This is a genomic window from Leeuwenhoekiella polynyae (assembly GCF_004104075.1).
In the GTDB taxonomy this organism is placed as follows: Bacteria; Bacteroidota; Bacteroidia; order Flavobacteriales; family Flavobacteriaceae; genus Leeuwenhoekiella; species Leeuwenhoekiella polynyae.
The window spans coordinates 1-19644 of record NZ_QOVK01000010.1; the positions used below are offsets into that span (position 1 = coordinate 1).

General features: G+C 42.9%; 19 protein-coding genes. 3 read left to right on the forward strand and 16 right to left on the reverse strand.

Going from position 1 to position 19644, the window contains the following annotated elements; genetic code table 11:
- Positions 1-943: 943 nt before the first annotated feature.
- From DSM02_RS11635 to DSM02_RS11665, 7 genes are all read right to left on the reverse strand, one after another.
- Positions 944-2545: a family 43 glycosylhydrolase gene (locus DSM02_RS11635; protein WP_128765799.1), complete on the reverse strand. Its 1602-nt coding sequence runs from the start codon at positions 2543-2545 to the stop codon at positions 944-946.
- Between the two features lie 67 nt (positions 2546-2612).
- Positions 2613-3446 carry a sulfurtransferase gene (locus DSM02_RS11640; protein WP_128765800.1) on the reverse strand — a complete coding sequence of 278 codons (834 nt, stop codon included), beginning with the start codon at positions 3444-3446 and terminating at the stop codon, positions 2613-2615.
- Positions 3447-3458: 12 nt separating this feature from the next.
- Positions 3459-3926: a hypothetical protein gene (locus DSM02_RS11645; protein ID WP_128765801.1), complete on the reverse strand. Its 468-nt coding sequence runs from the start codon at positions 3924-3926 to the stop codon at positions 3459-3461.
- A 68-nt stretch (positions 3927-3994) separates the two neighbouring features.
- Positions 3995-4396, reverse strand: coding sequence for a hypothetical protein (locus tag DSM02_RS11650; RefSeq protein WP_128765802.1), 402 nt, complete (start codon positions 4394-4396; stop codon positions 3995-3997).
- The gene (locus DSM02_RS11655; RefSeq protein ID WP_128765803.1) at positions 4389-4682 is read right to left on the reverse strand and encodes a hypothetical protein; all 294 of its coding nucleotides are present in this window, start codon (positions 4680-4682) and stop codon (positions 4389-4391) included. The genes DSM02_RS11650 and DSM02_RS11655 overlap by 8 nt, the downstream gene beginning before the upstream one ends.
- Before the next feature lie 43 nt (positions 4683-4725).
- Entirely contained in the window at positions 4726-5103 is a 378-nt protein-coding gene (locus DSM02_RS11660; protein ID WP_128765804.1) for a hypothetical protein, read from the reverse strand.
- A 132-nt stretch (positions 5104-5235) separates the two neighbouring features.
- A complete protein-coding gene (locus DSM02_RS11665) occupies positions 5236-6642 on the reverse strand; it encodes an alpha/beta hydrolase family protein (protein WP_128765805.1) in 1407 nt (468 codons plus the stop codon).
- 199 nt (positions 6643-6841) lie between these two features.
- On the opposite strand from DSM02_RS11665, the gene DSM02_RS11670 reads away from it, so the two are divergent.
- Together DSM02_RS11670 and DSM02_RS11675 are read left to right on the forward strand one after the other, a co-directional pair.
- The gene (locus tag DSM02_RS11670) at positions 6842-7636 is read left to right on the forward strand and encodes a HipA family kinase (protein WP_128765806.1); all 795 of its coding nucleotides are present in this window, start codon (positions 6842-6844) and stop codon (positions 7634-7636) included.
- Positions 7614-7997, forward strand: a complete 384-nt coding sequence (locus DSM02_RS11675; protein WP_128765807.1) for a DUF3037 domain-containing protein — start codon at positions 7614-7616, stop codon at positions 7995-7997. The genes DSM02_RS11670 and DSM02_RS11675 overlap by 23 nt, the downstream gene beginning before the upstream one ends.
- 1382 nt (positions 7998-9379) lie before the next feature.
- On the opposite strand, the gene DSM02_RS11680 is transcribed toward DSM02_RS11675, so the two are convergent.
- From DSM02_RS11680 to ygiD, 3 genes are all read right to left on the reverse strand, one after another.
- Positions 9380-11074 (reverse strand): GH39 family glycosyl hydrolase, encoded by a 1695-nt coding sequence (locus DSM02_RS11680; protein ID WP_128765808.1) that lies wholly within the window; start codon positions 11072-11074, stop codon positions 9380-9382.
- Positions 11075-11213: 139 nt separating this feature from the next.
- The gene (locus tag DSM02_RS11685; RefSeq protein WP_205875144.1) at positions 11214-12407 is read right to left on the reverse strand and encodes an esterase; all 1194 of its coding nucleotides are present in this window, start codon (positions 12405-12407) and stop codon (positions 11214-11216) included.
- A 92-nt stretch (positions 12408-12499) separates the two neighbouring features.
- Positions 12500-13324: a 4,5-DOPA-extradiol-dioxygenase gene (gene ygiD, locus DSM02_RS11690; protein WP_128765810.1), complete on the reverse strand. Its 825-nt coding sequence runs from the start codon at positions 13322-13324 to the stop codon at positions 12500-12502.
- A gap of 129 nt (positions 13325-13453) precedes the next feature.
- Here ygiD and DSM02_RS11695 point away from each other — a divergent pair, with 129 nt between their 5' ends.
- Positions 13454-13873: a cupin domain-containing protein gene (locus DSM02_RS11695; RefSeq protein ID WP_240674042.1), complete on the forward strand. Its 420-nt coding sequence runs from the start codon at positions 13454-13456 to the stop codon at positions 13871-13873.
- 102 nt (positions 13874-13975) lie between these two features.
- Here the strand turns inward: DSM02_RS11695 and DSM02_RS11700 are convergent, their stop codons facing one another.
- From DSM02_RS11700 to DSM02_RS11725, 6 genes are all read right to left on the reverse strand, one after another.
- Positions 13976-16198: a TonB-dependent receptor gene (locus DSM02_RS11700; protein ID WP_164918301.1), complete on the reverse strand. Its 2223-nt coding sequence runs from the start codon at positions 16196-16198 to the stop codon at positions 13976-13978.
- 84 nt (positions 16199-16282) lie between these two features.
- A complete protein-coding gene (locus DSM02_RS11705; RefSeq protein ID WP_128765811.1) occupies positions 16283-16717 on the reverse strand; it encodes a hypothetical protein in 435 nt (144 codons plus the stop codon).
- A gap of 87 nt (positions 16718-16804) precedes the next feature.
- Positions 16805-17452, reverse strand: coding sequence for a hypothetical protein (locus tag DSM02_RS11710; RefSeq protein WP_128765812.1), 648 nt, complete (start codon positions 17450-17452; stop codon positions 16805-16807).
- A 136-nt stretch (positions 17453-17588) separates the two neighbouring features.
- Positions 17589-17951: a VOC family protein gene (locus tag DSM02_RS11715; protein ID WP_128765813.1), complete on the reverse strand. Its 363-nt coding sequence runs from the start codon at positions 17949-17951 to the stop codon at positions 17589-17591.
- On the reverse strand, positions 17952-18647 hold the full coding sequence (locus tag DSM02_RS11720; protein WP_128765814.1) for a VOC family protein: 696 nt from the start codon (positions 18645-18647) through the stop codon (positions 17952-17954).
- A gap of 21 nt (positions 18648-18668) precedes the next feature.
- Positions 18669-19595: a glycerophosphodiester phosphodiesterase family protein gene (locus tag DSM02_RS11725; protein ID WP_128765815.1), complete on the reverse strand. Its 927-nt coding sequence runs from the start codon at positions 19593-19595 to the stop codon at positions 18669-18671.
- Between the last annotated feature and the right edge of the window lie 49 nt (positions 19596-19644).

The window sequence follows — 19644 nt, forward strand, 5'->3', positions numbered from 1 at the left end:
CACCTATTCTAGAACCGAGGGAAGGGCATTCGTTTAACCCTTCGGGTATGAATACGCATACTCTTTATCCTTTTATCTATCGTCTATCATCTCAAGTCTGATAGAACGCCAGTACCGGTATATCAGGAGGTTATCGTAGGGCAGAGCGTAAAGGAATAGTCCTGTGGACTATTCTAGCGAATGAGCCAGCTTGTCGCGTTGGGATGATTTCAATCAGTAACTATGCAGCACAGGGAGCAATAAATTTAGAGAAGCTCCTGTAAGCCTTGATCTTCCTGCCTGCCGGGAGGTAGGTTGGTTCTTTGGCATCAAGGCAAAAGAACAGGAAGATGAATAGCAGTTAGATCTTCTAATGAGGTGTTGTTTGATCTCCTAACGGAGATTTGAGTAAGACTTACTTCTAATCATGTTCTGTTCATTTTCTTTGCTTCTCCAAAGAAAACGAACCAAAAGAAAAGAGCCCCTCGCTTAGGAATTTTTCGCCTTAGGGCGAAAACCGGCTTGTCAGCTCCGCGTCGCTATCGCTCCTGTCCTTCGGAGCTTCCCACACCTATTCTAGAACCGAGGGAAGGGCATTCGTTTAACCCTTCGGGTATGAATACGCATACTCTTTATCCTTTTATCTATCGTCTATCATCTCAAGTCTGATAGAACGCCAGTACCGGCATATCAGGAGGTTATCGTAGGGCAGAGCGTAAAGGAATAGTCCTGTGGACTATTCTAGCGAATGAGCCAGCTTGTCGCGTTGGGATGATTTCAATCAGTAACTATGCAGCGTAGTGAGCAATAAATTTAGAGAAGCTCATGTAAGCCTTGGTCTTCCTGCCCGGTTGACCAGACGGGTTGCTTTCCAGCTGTATCAACTCGATCAAAGACAAGCCTTGATGAATCAATGAAAAAATGAACAAAGGCTGTATCTCGCCTGCGTTCGATAACAAAAACATTATTCCTGAACTAAGCTGATCTCATCCAAGATTGCATAAGCACCTGCGGCAGCCTGCGCTTCGATACCCACTTTTACCTTTCCATTTTTAATGGGAATATTCGTGATACTGATGCGCGTCCACTCTGGAGTTTCTAAAGTAAGATCAGCGGTTTTTGAATTGCCGCCACTGGTTGCAAAAAGGGTTAGCTTCGTAAAGCCCGCTGTATTCCTGATTTTGGCGCTTAGGGTGTAATTCCCGTCCGGGAGCTCAACGTAAGGTGATGCCGTGATTTCCTGAGAGACCATGCGTTCAAACGGTACGGTGTCACTTAGATACAGACTTTTTTCGCCTACAACCTGTTTGCGATCTTCATGGGTATTGAAGTAATTCAGTACCGGCGAATCAGGATCTGTGGTAGAAATTGCATTTCCCTTTATGATCTCTGTGTTCCAACCCAGGAGCTGTTCCTGTACCGGTTTGTTGTTGCTGGGAATATACCGGCGGTCGGCTTCAAAACTGCCGTTTTTGACAAAATTATTGGTTTTAGCCACGCTCCAGGTTCCGGTTTCTTCGTCCAGGTTCCACGCGCTTAACGAGTTGAAATACGGAATCTCGCCCTCAAAAGAAAGCGGTACCCATTGGTTGTAACCCAGGCCGTTACCGGCAAACTCCGCCCAGCGGTCTCCACAAAACAATACCGTCTCTTGTTCGCTCCCCGGGATGGTATAGAAAAAACCGGTTTGGGAAACATGTGCGTAATCCTGCTCGCTGCCGGGCATGAGCTGCATTTCGTTGATGGGTTTATACGGTCCGTAGATATCGTCAGCTACCAGGTAATAGGCAAACGAACCGTCCCAGCCGTAAATATTGGACGCAGCCATGTAGTACTTCCCGTTGTATTTAAACATACAATTCCCCTCGCGGCTGGCCCCTCTAAAGATCTCTTTTACATCCAGCAAATCAACATTTCCATCGCGTACGCCAATTTCGGAAAGGTAGATCTTGTTACGTCCCTGCCCGTAGGAATATACCAAATAAGATTTTCCTGTATCGGGATCGGTAAATACCGTTTGATCTCCGGTATTGGGGGTGCCAATTCGGTCTGTCATATCTATATGCCGATGCGCTTTAAAATCGCCCAGGGGTGAATCTGCCAGGGCAATCAGCACGTTCTTTCCGTGCTGAATGAACAAGGCGTATTGCTCCAGTTCTGAGACATACGCGACGCCCATACGCCCCAGCCAGGTAGGTTGCTTATCGTAGTTTACTGCTTCTTTGGTGAGTACATGTTTTTCAAATTTCCAATTAACCAGATCTGTAGACGTATAACAGGTGACCCCTTCAAAGTGATTGCGCTCATAGGTCACTGACGGATCGTTGCGGTAGGCTTCGGCTTCCTTATAGTGCACCCCATACCAGTAATAGTGTAGCTTTCCGCTCTGCGGATCTTCAAACTGAAAGATTCCACCTCCCTGAGAATAGATGGGTTCTCCCGTAACGGTGTTCCAAAAAGAATCGTTTGTAATGGTATTCTGAGCGTAAGCTGAGTCTATCGTGCTTGAAAAGAAGATAACCCAGTAACTCAAAATAACAGAGCAGATGTATAGCGGCTTTTTCATAAGATGTATTGATAGCACAAAATAGGAGATTAGCGCCACAAACTTATCCTGCTCTGCCCTGCTTTAGCTACTCTTTATCAAGCGTCAGGTCTTGCAGCTCTGCCCACTCGGTCCACGAACCGTCATACACGCGTTTACTTGATCTACCGGCACGTACTGCAGCCAGCATTACGATACACGCAGTCAACCCCGAACCACAACTGAATACCAGATTCTCTGCATCATCGGTGGGTTTAAAAAGCTCCTGAAGCGCTTCTTTGCTTTTGAATTTTCCATCAGTCAAAACCCGTTCGTAGGGGATGTTGACCGAATTAGGAATACTCCCGCTTTGGAGCTGCTTACGCGGTTCAGGGGCGGTTCCGTTAAACCGACCTGCAGAACGGCCATCGACAAGCGTAAAGGTTTTGTTTAAGGTATTTGCAAGCACCGCTTCGTAGGTCGCCAGCAGCTCTGGATTGAACCGGACTTTAAAATTACCTGACTTAAGAGGTGATGGCCGACGCTCTTCCACTTCAAAACCCTGAGCCTTCCATTCGGGTAAACCGCCATCAAGCACCGCGATCTTTTGGTGTCCCATACTCTGAAAAAGCCACCACACCCGCGGACTCGAATACACGCCCAGATTATCAAAAACTACCAGTATGGAATCGGTATCAATGCCCAGCTTTCGCACTTCTTCTTCAAAAGCCGCAGGGGCAGGGAGCGTATTGGGAAAAACACTCGAAGCTTCTGAAAACACATGCTTCAGGTCAAAATACCGTGCGTTTGGAATGGTTACCGTTGAACTGGCCGGTGTTTTACCGGTTGCGGTTTGTGCGAGACTGGCGTCTAAAATGATTAGCTTTTCATTCCCTAAATGTGTGTGAAGCCAGGCTGCGGAAACGATCTCTTTTACCTCCATTTTAAACCAATCTTATTTTGTTTTGCTGAAGCTTAAAAAATTGCCCCGGGGTAAATACAACAGCTTCAGGCTATCTTCAGTGAGGTTATCAATCGCATACGTCATGGTATCTTCACCCTGTTTTAAAATCAGGTACTGGGTATCGGGATTAGACGGTTGGTCATCAGGCAACTGATCTGCAATGGTTACAGCGTAAGTACTTGTAGCGCTTTCTATGCCTTCGTAGCCCATAATTAGTTGATCACCTTTCACTTCCAAATAGGACTTGGGATCTTCGGTGCTGTACCAGGTGCCTTGCATCAGTGCTCGTTTTTGGTCTGCAGCAGACTCCAAAACGGGTTCGTTTTGCTGGCTTAGGCTATCGGGTTCAGAAGTTGATGCGGATTCCGTTTCTTCGGCAGACATTACATCAGCCTTTTTCTCGGTGGAAGGTTTACAGGAAATAATCAAAACCGCAAATACAATCAGGTAACGTGTCATAATTTGGTATCAATATTTGAGCGAAGCTAGTTTATAAAGCTAAACAGGAAAGAAACTTTAAAATTTAATTAGGATAAAAAATAGAAGACCGCCATCAAAATTAGAATCCAAAAAACTACTCCAAAGAAGCGGATCATTTGTGCCTGTTTTCGCTTTAAATCAAAACCGTGCTCTCTAAACCTTTCGAGCTCTGACTCCGAAAAATGATCATGCCGCCAACGTGGTCTGGATGTAAAGAAAGGAATTACAAAAAACAGAAACTGTTCATCAAAGCTTAGCGATTTGTTTTTTCGATTTTCAGAATTGACTAAAACCTGCCTGTAACTGTTCTCCAATTTACGAAGGTCTGCAGCATCCAGATTTCTCGAATCCAATTCGTTTTGAGCTGCTCTTCTTTCTCCCAGTGAAGTTGTAGTCTTAATGATCTGTAAGAGTTCCCTGTTTTTATACGAGCTATACCCTTTACGCATCCTTTCTCATTTTAGCTTTTCTTTTAAATGTCCAAAAAATATGCGTCCCGATAACCCCGAGCGTTCCAAATACCCAAAAACCTAATACAATCCCCAATTGTGGCATTCCGCAATTAATCCCATCTGGTCTGGGCGGAGGGAAAAACAGTTGTGGAAACACAAAAAAGTGAAGGGGTAGAAAGAGAATGGCAATCAATACCGAAGGAATTTTTGGTTTCGTGCGCTGATTCAAAAGATACAGCCCATATTGTAGCAGGCACACAATACCAATAAAAAATAAAATCATCAAACGGTTTTTGATAGGTGTATCAAAATTTAAGCCTAATTAGTTAAACCCACATCTGATTAAAAGCATTTACACGACGACGTTCTTCCTGATGAAGAATACCATAAGCCAATCCCGGAACTAATAAGAGACTACATGCCCCGTATGCCAGATAGTGATTTCTTATGTTTTCCAGAACGAAAAATCCCAGATATAAGCCTCCTAAAGTTCCTGTACAAAAAATGATTGCCGCAATCACTTGTGGGGTTTTAGAGTATTGAGTTTTAAAATCATTGACGTGGATGCTTTGATTAGCATTGCAATTGGGGCATTTGCAGCTAATCTTTTCACCTTTCTGCATGGCCAGTTGTATACGGGTTTGCGCTTCGGTTTTAACCGGGATAGATTGTTTACAGAATTTGCAATTGCCGTAAATTTTCATCTTGGGAACGTTTTGGAAACTGAAATATACAGAACAGGTGTCTTCTTTTAGTTCTGAATGCTGTAATTCTATAAGAATCTCTTATTCAAAATTCTATCCTGAGGTTGCCTGTTTTTCCAAGATAAATAAATTCTAGTTCTGTTGCTCTTTGGTTTGCTCCAATATCCATTCAGTTACCTCCTTTAAAACCAAAGGCGAAAACGTTTGCTCGATTACTCCGTATTCACCCGGAGCGCCCGTTTCGCTTTCCTGAAATAGATGATTGAGACCGGTATATTCTTTAATGGTTACATCCTGATTGCCTCCCTGCTCTAAAGCGGCTTTAATTGCTGAAAGATTTTCGGTGGCCGGCACCTGTAAATCTGTTGACCCGTTTACTGCAAGCACGGGACAAGTTACCTTTTGTAAATCTGTTGCAGGGTTGTGTTTCAAGAAATACAGCATCCAGGGATTGGCAAGTTTACTTACCTGTTGATTCACGTAAGCTTCCCGATTCATTCCTTCAGGAAATTCTTCCCTATCTTCTTCATCAATATATGCATTGATTTGATCTGCTACTGCTTCTTTCAAAGCATCCTGATTCTCAAATTGCCGAACCAAAAAGAATAGTTCCTTATTTCTAAGTTTTGATTTTGCGATGCGTTCTTCCGATACACCAGAGGCACGGGCAATCAATTCTTCCTGCTTTAAAAGCAATACGTCTCCACGTATTCCTGTTCCTGCCAGCAAAACGATAAACCCCACATCTTTAGAATCTGCTGCAACCATTGGAGCAATGAGTCCGCCCTCACTGTGCCCCACCAAGCCTATTTTAGCTGAATCAATCTCTTTGCGTGTTTTTAAATACGCAATTGCCGCTGCCACATCGGTCGCAAAGTCTGCAGACGTAGCTGTAGCAAAATTTCCGGTAGACTTCGCAACACCCCGATCGTCATAGCGCAGAACCGCAATCCCATTGCGGGTAAGGTAATCTGCAATCACCAGAAACGGCTTGTGTCCCAGAATTTCTTCGTTTCGGTCCTGGGGTCCGCTTCCACTTATGAGTATCACAGCCGGGAAATTCCCGTCGCCCTCCGGTAAGGTAAGCGTTCCTCCCAGATCGATGGCTGCTGTCTCATTGTGAAAGACGACCTCTTCAGTTGCATACGGAAAAGGCGCTTGAGGCTCCTGAGGTCGCTTAAGCGGTTCTTTTTGTAATGCTTCCCGTCCCAAGTCAAGTGGAAAGCTGTTTCCCATTTGTATAAACGTACCGCTGATGCGTTGGTCAGCCAGTACGCCTTTATAAGTTGCTCCTAAATTTTTTAGTTCTAGTTTTAAGGTATCACTAATGAAATGCGTGGTCGTAACCGGAATCCCAAAAGCTTTCTGATCAGGACTGTCCATTGTTGCAGTGTAGGCAGAATCGGTTTCAGTAATATGAAAAATCAACGGCAACTCGATACCCTGTACTTTTAGAGCCCCATACCACTCGCCGGTGATGTTTTGAGCAGCTAGCATACACGAACTTATACTTATTAAGAAAACGAGTAATTTTTTCAAGGTGAGGTTTTCTGTTAGTTTTTGTGAAGTTATCAATATTCTAATATAGAACTCAAAAACTTTCCTTAAAAGAGTTTTATTTTACTGAAGCTGTTTTAAACATTAAAGTAAAGACTATTACAATACTAAGCTAAGCCTTGTAAGATTTCAAGCTTAATTATACTGCAATACCGTATTTTTGCCACACTTAACTGAAGCTATGCAAACACCTCCAGAATTGCGTCACGTAAACGTCACCCGCTACATCACTCCGTTGCGGGAAGGCGGATCGTTACCGGCGGTTGCCGATGCCGATGACGGCTTTAAATATGTCGTTAAATTTAAAGGCGCCGGTCACGGTCCCAAAGCATTGATTGCCGAATTGCTGGGCTGTGAGATCGGTCGGGTTCTGGGATTTAGAGTCCCGGAAGTGGTTTTTGCCCATCTGGACGAGGCCTTTGGTCGTACCGAAGGCGATGAGGAAATTCAGGATCTACTGAAGTTTTCTCAAGGGCTGAATATTGGCTTGCACTTTTTATCGGGCGCGATCAATTTTGATCCGGTGGTGACTACAGTGGATGTGCAACTGGCATCTGAGATTGTTTGGTTTGATGCCTTTATGACCAATATTGACCGGACCTTTCGCAATACCAATATGCTGATGTGGCATCGGGAATTGTGGCTGATTGACCACGGCGCGACCTTGTATTTTCACCATAGTTTTACCAACTGGGAGAAAAGTGCAACCACGCCTTTTGTGCTGATTAAAGATCACGTGTTGCTTCCGCAGGCATCGCAATTGGAAGAAGCTAACATAAAATTGAAAGCGGTGCTTACCGATGATATCCTACTCAACATTGTTAACCTCATTCCGGATGAATGGCTGGACTGGGAAGGCTACGACGAAAATCCCGATGACCTGCGTCAGGTCTATTTTCAGTTTTTGAAAACACGTTTGACGCATTCTGAATTATTCACCAAAACCGCAACCGATGCACGACAAGCACTTGTATGAGTATGCGGTGATCCGCATCGTTCCTCAGGTGGAGCGCGAAGAGTTTTTTAATGTAGGCGTGGTGCTCTATTGCAAACGTCCGCGTTTTATTGGGATGCAATTTCAGCTGGATGCGCAGAAACTGACTGCCTTTTGCCCCGAACTGGATGTGGAGCAGGTTGAAAAAAACCTCAACGCCTTTAAAGCTATTTGTGCCGGTGATACACACGGCGGCCCCATAGCAAAACTGGAAGCTGCAGAACGCTTTAGATGGTTAACGGCTACCCGAAGTTCGGTGATTCAAACTTCAAAGACTCATCCGGGGTTTAGTGCTGATTTAGAGCAAACTTTGGAACAGCTGTTTTCAGATTTGGTGCTTTAAGGAATCGTCATTGAAAAACTTCAATATTAAAAATTCATACATCAAGCGTGCTTGCTGAGCTTGGTCGAAGTACAGTCGGGATATTCATCGTACTATCTTTTTTACATCGCCCAAAAAAGAATGAAACATCAATAGATGTTGGAATTATTCAAATCTCCGATAGGAGATCAATCAACACCTCATTAGAAGCTATAACTCCTATTCATCTTTCTGTTCATTTTTTCCATTGATACGGCAAAGCATGTCTTTGAGCGAGTTGATGCGGCTGGGAACCAAAAAAATCTAGGCTTACATGAGCTTCTCTAAATTTTTTGCTCCCTCCGCTGCATGCGCTTAACTCGGCCGCTGGCCTCAGACAGAACCGCCTGCTACGCTAAGCTCACCGCAAATTTGACGAGAACCTCCTGATAGGCCGATACTGGCGTTCTATTAGAAATTAGATAGTTAGAAGAATGAAACAATACGTATTCATACCCGAAGGGTTTAGTTTCCTTTTGGTCAGTATAACGACAGCATCCCGTTAAGAATTCCTGAAGCCTTGGAAGGAATTTAGGGATGCTGTTGTGGTTTTTGCGGTAGCAAAAAATACCTATCCAAAAGGCGTCGTTTCTTTTGGTTCGTTTTCTTTAGACGAGTAAAGAAAATGAACAAACATGATTAGAAGTAAGTCTTACTCAAATCTCTGATAGGAGATCAATCAAAACTTCATTAGAAGCTATAACTCCTATTCATCTTTCTGTTCATTTTTTCCATCGATACGGCAAAGCATGTCTTTGAGCGAGTTGATGCGGCTGGAAACCAAAAAAATCTAGGCTTACATGAGCTTCTCTAAATTTTTTGCTCCCTCCGCTGCATGCGCTTAACTCAGCCGGCGCAGCGACCTCAATTAAAACTATTTGTATGCGAGCGAGCTGTTAACTTCTATTCATCTTCTCTTTCTTTTTTGCATCGCCCAAAAAAGAAACAAAAAACGCTAGGCTCACAAGACGGTATCGTTAAATTTATCGTTCGCTGCACTGCATGCGCTTAACTCGGCCGCTCTGGCGGCCTCAAACAGAACCGCCTGCGACGTTACGCTCACTTCAAATTTAACGATACCTTCTTGTAGGCCGTTTCCAAAATCAGAACTAAGAATTCTATTCTTTAGCCTTCTTTTTCTTCAGTATAGCAAAAAGTCCCCGTTAAGAATTTTCGAAGCCTTGGAGAAAATTTAGGGGACTTGTTGCGGTTTTGCCCCTAAGGGCAAAAATACCTAAGAAAAAGGGTCTTTTCTTTTGTTACTTTTCTTTGGACAAACAAAGAAAAGTAAGGAGGAGTCTATAGAAATTCTAAGATGCAAATCGTCACCAAGAAATTTTTTAAGATTAAAAGAATGACCAGAATTACTTTTCAAACTCCAGCTGAAACAACGCCACCCCCTGTCTTGGGAGATCTAAGCTTAACTCCAGATTTCCGTCTGTTACGTGCATCCAAACGGGAGAAGTAAACAACTGCAGCTGCCCGGCCTGCTCTAAGGCTTTGATCTGTGCCGGAGTTGGATTTTCCGGCGAACCCATTTCTTTATAGAGCGAATACGAATTACTGAATTCCTGATCTACCCGGTATTGATTGACCAGAACTTTTTCAGCTGGAATGTTTTTAAGAGTAATCGTGACCGGACTTGCTGCAACGTCCAGATCGTCGCGATCATGGTAATTAAAGACCATAACCGATGCGCCATCCTCACCTACCGAAGCCAAGGCGTTTACATCGGGATTATCGCGGACACTTTCTGACCGGACTTTTTTATAATCATACTCCAGATCTCCCGAAACGGCTACCTGCGTATCGTGCATCATCCCAAACATTCTAAACACATTGAGTACCGGTTTATCTACTCCGTTTGTCGCCATATCTCTAAAACCGGCATACCAGGCCTGATCTTCAAATTCAAATCCCCAGGTCACAGCTCCTTTCAGGTTTACCCCATACGCCCGTGCCAAATCATACTTACGCGCAAAAGATGCAGCGGTATAACTGCTGTACATCGTTCCGTTTCTATACGCATTTTCGGGATAATCCTCTTCCGAACATGCCGCACAGCCTTCAGGGTCAGACTCCCCAATAATGATGGGTAAATCTTTCAGTGTAGGATAGGAAGCCACCACCTCAAAGCCTTTAGCCAGATCGTTAAGCTGCGAACCCATATTCATCTGAATATGACCGTCAACCAACTTAGGGCTTCCTTTTGCGTGGTAGGTAATAAAATCTAGCGGAGCTCCTGTTTCTCCGGTTGCGTAGTTTTTACCTGAAATGATATGGTCTAAAAAGGTGCGTAAAAATGCTTCGGCTTTATCCCAGCCCGGCCCGGTTGTTTCGGGTCCGCCCATTTTCGCCGTAGGCAAAGCTCTTTTAACCGCATCAGCCGTATAATCGTAATGTTTGATGTATTCTTCGGTCGTGCCCCGCCAGTAGCCAATGTTGGGTTCATTCCACAATTCCCAATACCAGCTTTCTACTTCTTCCTTTCCGTAGCGCGCTACCGAATGCACTACCCACTGGTACACCAATTCTGCCCACTTGTTGTAATCGTTTGGCGGATAGGCCCATCCCGTATAAATATCATCATAATCTGCTCCCGGTTTCCAATGATGCCGGTAAGGCTGAGGCTTTGTCGATAAGGCTTCGGGCATAAATCCTATTTGCGCCAGCGGCTTCATCCCGCGTTCGATATAGGTATCAAAAATCTTGTCGATAATCGTCCAGTCATAAATAGGATTTCCATTTTCATCTTCAGTATAGGCATTGGTTGAACCCCATTTTAAAGCAGCTTCTCCATCGCCCGTAACCAGCAAACTATGAGCACGCACATACACCGGAACTTTACTCAACTCCGAAATTTCAGTTAGTAATTTTTTACCGTCCTTCATGTACGTATAGTTGGGCTCATCATACCCCCAAAACGCCCAAATGGGTTTCAACTCGCCTAATTTGGCATTAAAATCCACCCCTATTTCTACAGGTTGAATAGTATCATACTGGGCAAATACACTTGAAAAACTACAGACGAAGAGCAGCAAGAAGGTAAAGGTTTTCATAAAAGGCAGGATTAAATACATAACTAAAACTTTGATAAGTTACTTAAAATGTTTTAATTACACTTATTATGAGTTGTTCAAAAAATAAAAAGCCCTTTCTATGCGAAAGGGCTTGGGTATTTCTGAGGGAATCGAATAATCAATCCTGAAACAAGAGCGGTACAAATTCAGAAAGATAGACTCTCCAGTTTCTCCAAATATGCCCGCCTTCAGACTCTGTATATTCATAGGGCATTCCTATTTTATCTAATAATTCGCGGTATTCCATATTGGCTTCGTATAGAAAATCGCTTTCCCCAATTGCGATCCAGTAGAGCTTATAGCCGTTATCTTTTTGAGCTTTTAGTGTTTCTTCAAAATCGGCATACACGCCTTTACCACTTTTATCTTCTCGCGGCATAATCGCAGCAGAAAAGAGTCCGACATAATCAAAGGCATTCGGATAAAAACGTGAGATTTGTAAACTGTGATACCCACCCATCGAGAGTCCGGCTATAGCCCGATTTGCTTTATCTGCTTTTATGCGGTAATTGTCTTCTACAAAATCAACAATATCCATAAACTGAGCTTCGTATTTCCCGTTCATAGTTTCCGGTGTCATAAACTGAGGTGTATAATACCCATCGCTTCCGGCTCCCGGTGCAGCATCCTGCCCCACGTTTCCGTTAGGCATCACCACAAGCATAGGTTTTGCCTTTCCTTCAGCGATCAGATTATCCATAATTTGGGCGGTACGCCCCAATGAAAGCCAGGCTTCTTCATCACCGCCTGCACCGTGTAACAAATACAACACAGGATATTCATCATCAGATTGCTCATAACCCGGTGGAGTATATATAGAAAGCTTTCGGTCAAAACCCAAGTCCTGAGCATCATACCAGCGGCTGGCCACCGTACCGTGGGGTACATCCTGCACGCGGTATAAATCGGCTTGCTCGCCCGGAACGATAAAAATATTCATCACCGAAGCCACATCGCGTATTAAAAACGGATTGGCAGGATCTGTTGTTTTAAAGCCGTCAATGATAAAGGCGTAATTGTACAACTCAGGAGCTAAAGCTTCCGTTGTAAACGACCAGATTCCTTTTTCATCTTTTTCTAAATCGGCTTTTCCGGGACCATCGGCTTCACCCATTGGTGTTTTTACTTTTACCGATGGTAAAAAATCACCGGTAACCTGAACGCTTTCAGCACCCGGAGCCATTAACCGAAAGGTGACGGAATGATCTTCATGGACCTGAGGCGAACTTACTTGCTGCCCGCTGAACAAGGCTTCCTGAGCCTGAATAAACGAACTGGTTAGTAAAAGCAATGCGAGTATTTTGTTTTTCATAATTGTAAAAAGAATAAAACAGCGTGTGTTTACAACGCCAGGGTTTCCGTTTAAAATTACGGAAATACATTTGAAATATTCTTTTTTTGTTCTTATGCGATTTTAAGAGACGTCATCGAAAGAGAACCTCCTACGGGAAGGTCATTAAACAAGGTGACTTCTTCATTTTTTTCTTGCAAAGCCACTGCGTAAATAAGCGGTAAATAATGCTCCGGAGTAGGGATTGCCAGATCAAAAGCCATTCCCTGTGATTTAAAATCAATCAGTTTCCGGTGATCGTGGGTTAGTATTGCGGTGTTCATTTTTTCGCGCACTTCAAGTGCCCAGTCGTAGGCAAACGGCGTATTCAATTTATCCCAGGCAACACGGCGCAGGTTGTGAATCATATTACCACTACCTACGATCAACACTCCTTTATGGCGTAGCGCAGCCAACTCTTTTGCCAGGTCATAGTGGTATTGTGCCGGCTTGGTATAATCGATACTCATCTGGATTACGGGTACCTTGGCTTCAGGATACATATGCTTGATCACACTCCACGACCCGTGATCGAGTCCCCATTTGTCATCAAGGTGTACGTTGGCGCTTTTAACCAGTTCTTGAGTCGCAAGGGCCAGCTCCGGACTTCCCGGTGCAGGGTATTGCACATCAAACAAAGCTTGTGGGAATCCTCCAAAATCATGTATTGTTTGTGGATGCTCCATCGCGGTTACAAAGGTCCCTCGGGTTTCCCAGTGTGCCGAAATACATAAAATTGCCTGAGGTACCGCTAACGCTCTCCCAAGTTTCTTGAATTCATTTACAAATTCATTCTCCTCTATCGCATTCATCGGACTCCCATGCCCCAGAAACAACACCGGCATTTTTGCGGTATTGGGTAAGCTGCGGTTCCACTTATTTAAATCTTTAAGTTGCATGCTTTTATATATTACCCGTGTATAGTCGTAAAAAAGCGATCATTTGTACAGGGCATCAGACTCTAATTCGCTATGTTTAAAAAAGTGCCGCTTTTTTTTGTAATTTAAAGCTCTTAAAACTGAAGTAGCATGCTTAAAATTTTGAGCCTCTTGGCCTGCCTATTCTTTGCAACAACGACAAGCGCACAACACATGCCACAAGACAAGACCTATACTTTTGATGATTGTGTAACCACTTACGATACCGAAGCGATTCAAAAGACGCAGGTAGGGCATCAATTTTGGTTTGCTGATAAGGATTTTACAGATGGCAGGACGATCAAGATGAGTGTGGTAGACCCGGGCAAATCTACCCATGCACCGCATCAACACCCACAAGACGAGTTCTTTTTTGTTTTAGAAGGTACCGCTGAATTTTATCTGGATGGTAAGACCGTAGAAGTTGGCCCGTATACCAGTCTGTATTGTCCTTCAAACAGTATGCACGGCATCAGCAATGCCGGAGACACCGAGTTGAAATATCTGGTTATGCAAAAGTATGAGCAGTAACATTTCAGAAGAACTTAGTATATCCATTTTTAATCATCAACTAAAAAAGGCTGTTTGCAAAACACAAACAGCCTTTTAGACAGGCTACTTTTTAAGCAGGAACTAAAATCTATACGTGATCTTTCCTCTCAAGTAAAAAGGTGTTCCCGGGGTAAAATGGATTTCTTCTACCGGTGCCGGTTCATTAAAGAGTCGGCTTTCTGTAGCAAACTGGGTTTCATTCCAGTCCACGTCAAACAGGTTCTCAACGATCACGCCCAGCGTCCAGTTTTTAATCGTGTAATTCACATTAAAGTCGGTTACGAAATAACCTGCTGCCACGATGGAATTGTCTTCATTGGCGGCACGGTCACCCAGCCAGCGGTATCCTAAAGTTCCGCTAAACCCATTCAGATTGTCAACACTTAAACCACCGGCCGAAGTAAACTTTGGAGCCAGTGGAATGTAATCTTCTCCATCAGCTTCTTCGGTGCTTCGGGCGTAAGTATAATTGGCATCTCCGTATACGTATAACCAGTCTAACAGCTGATACCGTGCCCCTACTTCAACACCCATTCTTCGGCTCTTGCCGCTAGGTTCTACGATACCGGCATCACCCACATATACAAATTCCTGATCCAGAAAAAGCGTCCATAAAGTTGCATTTAAAGCCAGTCGATCTATGGGTTTTACAATAGTTCCCAAGTCTACACTATAGGCTGCAGGCAAAATATCTTCGCCACTGTTAGCCACCACCACACGCGTATCATTAGAATGAAAACCGATACCGGTCTTCAACGAAAGCTGCCAGTTTTGTGTAGGTGAAAAAATCGTATTGAATTTAGGACTGAAGGCCACTTTAGACTCGCTTTTATTGTCATACGTTTCCGTAAGTTTGTTGTAGTAATCAAATTTGAAATAATCCAGACGCACTGCCGGATTGAAGGTAAACTTCCCAGTTTTAAATTCGGTATTCAGAAAAGCAAATGCGTTGAGTTCGTCTACATCTCCAAGTGCAATACGGTCTAATGTAGTCTGGCGGTTGAGCGTGTGTGACAAACTCATATCATCTACATTATCATATCTAAACCCTACACCCGCCTGATACTCTAAGCTACCTGATCCCAGTGTTACATGTCTACGCTCATACACACTTTGCAAGCCTGCAATAAAACGATCTTCCTGCTGTTTGATCTGATCTCCGTTTACCGGATCTTCTAAGAAAAACGTAAAGTTAGAGTACAGTTCAAAATCGTACTTAGACACAAAAGCATTGGTTTTTAAAACTGCATTATGCTCCAGATTCTTCAAGTGGTTTAAGTTGATGTTGGTACGGCTTGTTTGTCCACCCTCTGTATCATCTATAGCACCAAACCTACCAATCAATCCCTGATCTATGGCGCGCTGTGGAATCTGTCCCGAAGCATCCCACTTGCTTTGAAAATGAGAAGCCGTCAATGTGAGTTTATCTTTATTAGGATTGGTATAGGTGTATTTACCCAAAACATTGAAGCGGTTGAAGTTTTGTGGACTGTCAAAAGGCCCATCGGTCAGGTACATTTCTGAAGCCAGATACGCCGTGTGATTTTGTTCATCAACCAAATTGAACAAGCCCGTTAAACGCGAGGTGTTAAACTGACCCGCTTCCACCGAAATACTGCTTGCATCCAAATGCTCTTTCAATCTTAAATCTACATAACCTGCTGTATTAAAGTTTCCCTTATCTGCATAATACGCTCCTTTTCCGAAGTCAATATTCTCTATCGTTTCAGGAATCACAAAGTGTAAATCTGCATATCCCTGCCCATGCGCATGAGACACCATATTCACCGGCATCCCATCTACGCTAATCGCCACATCCGTACCGTGGTCTATATCAAAGCCGCGTAAGAAGATTTGTTCTGCTTTACCCCCACCGGCGTGTTGTCCGATGAACAACCCCGGTACTTTACGCAAGATCTCTTGTGATGATTTTACCGGATTCAGTTTAAGATCTACCGCAACCACTGTACTCAATGAATTTACCTCAGCAGTAAGCACTACCTGATCTAATGAAGTGCTGGCTTCTTCCAGTTCTACAACTAGAGGTTCTGAAAGCAAGTCTTGATCGACTACCAAATAATAGGTTTTAAAGCCTAAACGGGAGATCACCAGTGAATCCTGAAGCCGTGGCGCAGGAAGCACAAAAGTTCCGTTAGCATCGGTGTGGGTATGACTTCCTTTTGATAGGTTATAAATATTGACATTCTCCAGGGCATGCTTATCCCTATCTGTAATGGTTCCTGTTAAATTTTGAGCACTTACATGCAGGGTGCACAACAGCAGCACCATATAAATATATTTCATATTATGATTTACTAATTAAATAAATAGAATAGTATCTGCGCTTCTGTTCTCTTTTTAAAGAATGAAGCACTTAGCAACAAATATTTAAATAGTAAATCGGGGAGGTGGCACGGGATTGCGCAAAGCAAATTGCCGGTGGATTTGCATTCTTAAATCATAAGAAGTTTTAGTAGTTATCTGATGCGTTACGACGCATTCTAAAAAGCGATCAACCTGAAGATGCTTATCAATTTTAAATGGCTTAGGTTGTTCTTTCTCGTTTTTGAGATCGTCTTCAAAAGGCTCCAATACCTGCTTGATGTATTCTAACGTACGGTGATCATGACCGGCTTCGGCAAGCAATTCTTCTGCAGTTATAAAGTGGTGCTCGTGCGCTTGTGCAGTTATATGATTGAACTCGTGATCCAGTTCGTGAGCCCATTGTAATGCCGCTTGCTGTACAGGAGCCACTATATAAATCAATGCCAAAGCAGCAGTAAAACCTGCCAGCAGAATTGATTTAATAAAGGTGCGCTTCATGAAGTGGTACTTGTAAGCAACAAAGCTAAGTACCCCCTTAAAATAATTTGAAGTTTTTCAGACTAATTTTTAGATCGTTTTTAGATTTTAAAGACAGGTAATTTCTGAAGTAGTCTCCCGATGTTTTAAAAGGAGTTTATACGTTTCTAAATAGTCTTCAATTGCCTTACAATCTGTCTTTTGATTTGTTATGGTATTGGGATTAACCGGATTGGCTTCATCAGATTTGATACTGTATTGCTTCCGCAGACAGTCAACCGGTTCTCCATTTAATAGGTAAAAACGATTTTCTACTACATTATCAGTAGTTTGTGGCGCATCTGCTGTACCTCCACTAAAGCTCCAGGTTGTATTTGTAGAAAATACAAAAAACGGAACTTCATCGCGGAGGTAATAAAGATCAGCTGCTTCAAAATGGCTGTATTCATTATGCGCGTGTCGAATCACTTTAAGTCCTGTAGTGTCTGAAAAAAATACTACAGTACCTGATTTTTCACCGTTGCAATTGTAGGTAAACGATGTAGAATCTAAATCCTTAGTTTTTAAAAGCTGCGTAAGGCGGCTGTACTCTTTTTTTATGTCTTCTATATTCGTAAGCGTTTGCGGCGAGGATATGGGTTCAGGTGTTTCAGAACCTGCATCCTGACTTTGAGGAATAGGTGTTTTCTGGTTTTTGGGATTCTCTTTACAAGAGCTTATTAGAAGTACAGAACAAAAAAGAAGTAATACGCGCATTGCATTAGGCTTTAAAATTTTATTAAAGCTAACTAATGAGATTGAGTTGCACCTTTGTTTTTGGATAGCTCTAACATCGTATTGGCTAAATATTAAAGAATTTCATCCAACTCGTACTCAAATTACCCGAAACGATCTATTTAAAATTTCCTATATGCCACAAGATTCCGGAAGGATCGTGTACAAAAAACTCGGAACCCCAATCGTTATGTACCAGTTCTGAAACACGTACGCCTTCAAACCTTTGAGGCAAGTTCAATGATTTAAGGTGCTTCAAATGCGCTTCCAGATTTTCTACTTCCAGAAAAAGCATGGTATTGTCTACCCAATCTTTTACATAGGCATCCTGAAGGTAAAAGCTGAAATCTCCTAGTTTAAAAAGTGCCATTTTAGGTGGAAGCAAGACTTCTTCAAAACCCATTTCACGATAAAACGCGCGCGATGTTTTAAAGTCTTTAGATCCTATAAATGGCCGGATGGATTTAAGGTTGTGTTGCATTTACAAGTTCTGTTTACTTGTTGTAGTTATAGGTTCTGCTTTTAAAATTTCATTTTTATATTCAATTCTAAATGTCGCCCTATCAACCTTTGCGATTAGGCTAAAATCTGAAGGATAAGCCGTGTCATTGGTAGGAAACCATTTTCTGGAATTTTTATCGATAAGAATAATCAATCCGTTTGCATCACCCACCGCACAAAAACGCTCAAAATTGCCGTCGTAGACTTCAAGTCCCGGCGTTTTGTTAAGTATAATAAAGCTTTGCTCAATAGCATCTGTAGGAAGCCCTATTTCCGAAATTTCAAGCAATTGTGCTTTACTAAAGCCATCTGAAGTTTGGTTATTCAGGGTATTTCGGGCAATAAACTCGACAATATTGTGATCTGCATCGTAAAAGTAGATTGCCTTTGCATTCCAGTTTTTAAACTCCTGTATAGTATTACCCTCATAATTAAGAATATCAACCCGTTGTTTGAGCCAGATAAGCGCTTCTTTTTCTTTATTTGAAGGAATCGTGATCGCAAAATGGTATGGTGTGGCGGTCTCCCGTTCCTCAAACACCAGTATCGATTCTCCGAGCTTCACCGAAAAGCGATCGTTGGTCGCGTTAAATGCTTCAAGCCCCAGCGTTTCTTCATAAAACAGCCGCTGTAGGTTCAGATGGGGCGTATATACTTTTAATTCCTGAATCTTCAATACTAAAAACGTTTTGTAAAACTACTCCTGTTTCAGTGCTTTAAGTACCCGCTCCGGATAATCCGTAATGATCGCGTCTACTTTAAGCGCTATGATTTGTTTAATATCTTCCGGTTCATTTACCGTCCATGGGATCACTTTTAAACCGTCATTACGTATGGTAGCAACCTCATCTGGGTTTAGTAATTTAAAATACGGACTGTAGATCTCTGGGGTAAAGCTCAGGTTCTTTTTATTCTCTTCATACGTGTTTTCGCCTACCAAATACGCCAGTTCAATCTCAGGATATTTGGTATGCATCACTTCTAAAATTGCAGGATCAAAGGACTGCACATTGACTTGCTCTTGCATATTCTTGTTTTGAATTACCTGCATCACAAGCGTTACAAAAGCTTCGGGTTGCGGTTGAAAAAGATCATACGCTTCAGGCACCGATTTAATTTCAATATTGAATGTTACAGGCTGCAGGTTTTCTTTAGTAATAGTCGCGGCTACCGTATCAAAAACCTCGCTTAATAAAGGTTTATAGGTTTTCATCTTCTGTTGCTTCGGAAAGCGTACATTCCCCTTAGAACCGCCGTCAAATTCTTTGATTTCGGCATACCCCATCGTATACAAGTTGTATTTCTGGCTGTCTTCGTTAGCAATGCTGTCCCCTTCTGGTGTAAGCATATACAGCGGAAGCATCACCGGCTCGTGACTCACCACCACCTGTTTATCTTTGGAGATTACTACATCTAATTCTAATACATCTACGCCTTTGCGAAGTGCTCCTAAAAAGGCAGGAATCGAATTTTCGGGCAGGTTGCCGCGTTCCCCGCGATGGCCCTGAACTTGAATAGCAAGCGTATCTTGAGGTTGTGTTTGCATAGGTTTTGATTCTTCAGGTTTTGATTTGCAGCTTACAAGGCTCGCAAGGACTATACCTGCTAAAAGTAGGATTTTCATAAAGCAAAGTTACATGTTAGACGGATAATTTCTTAAAAAAAGGACCCAC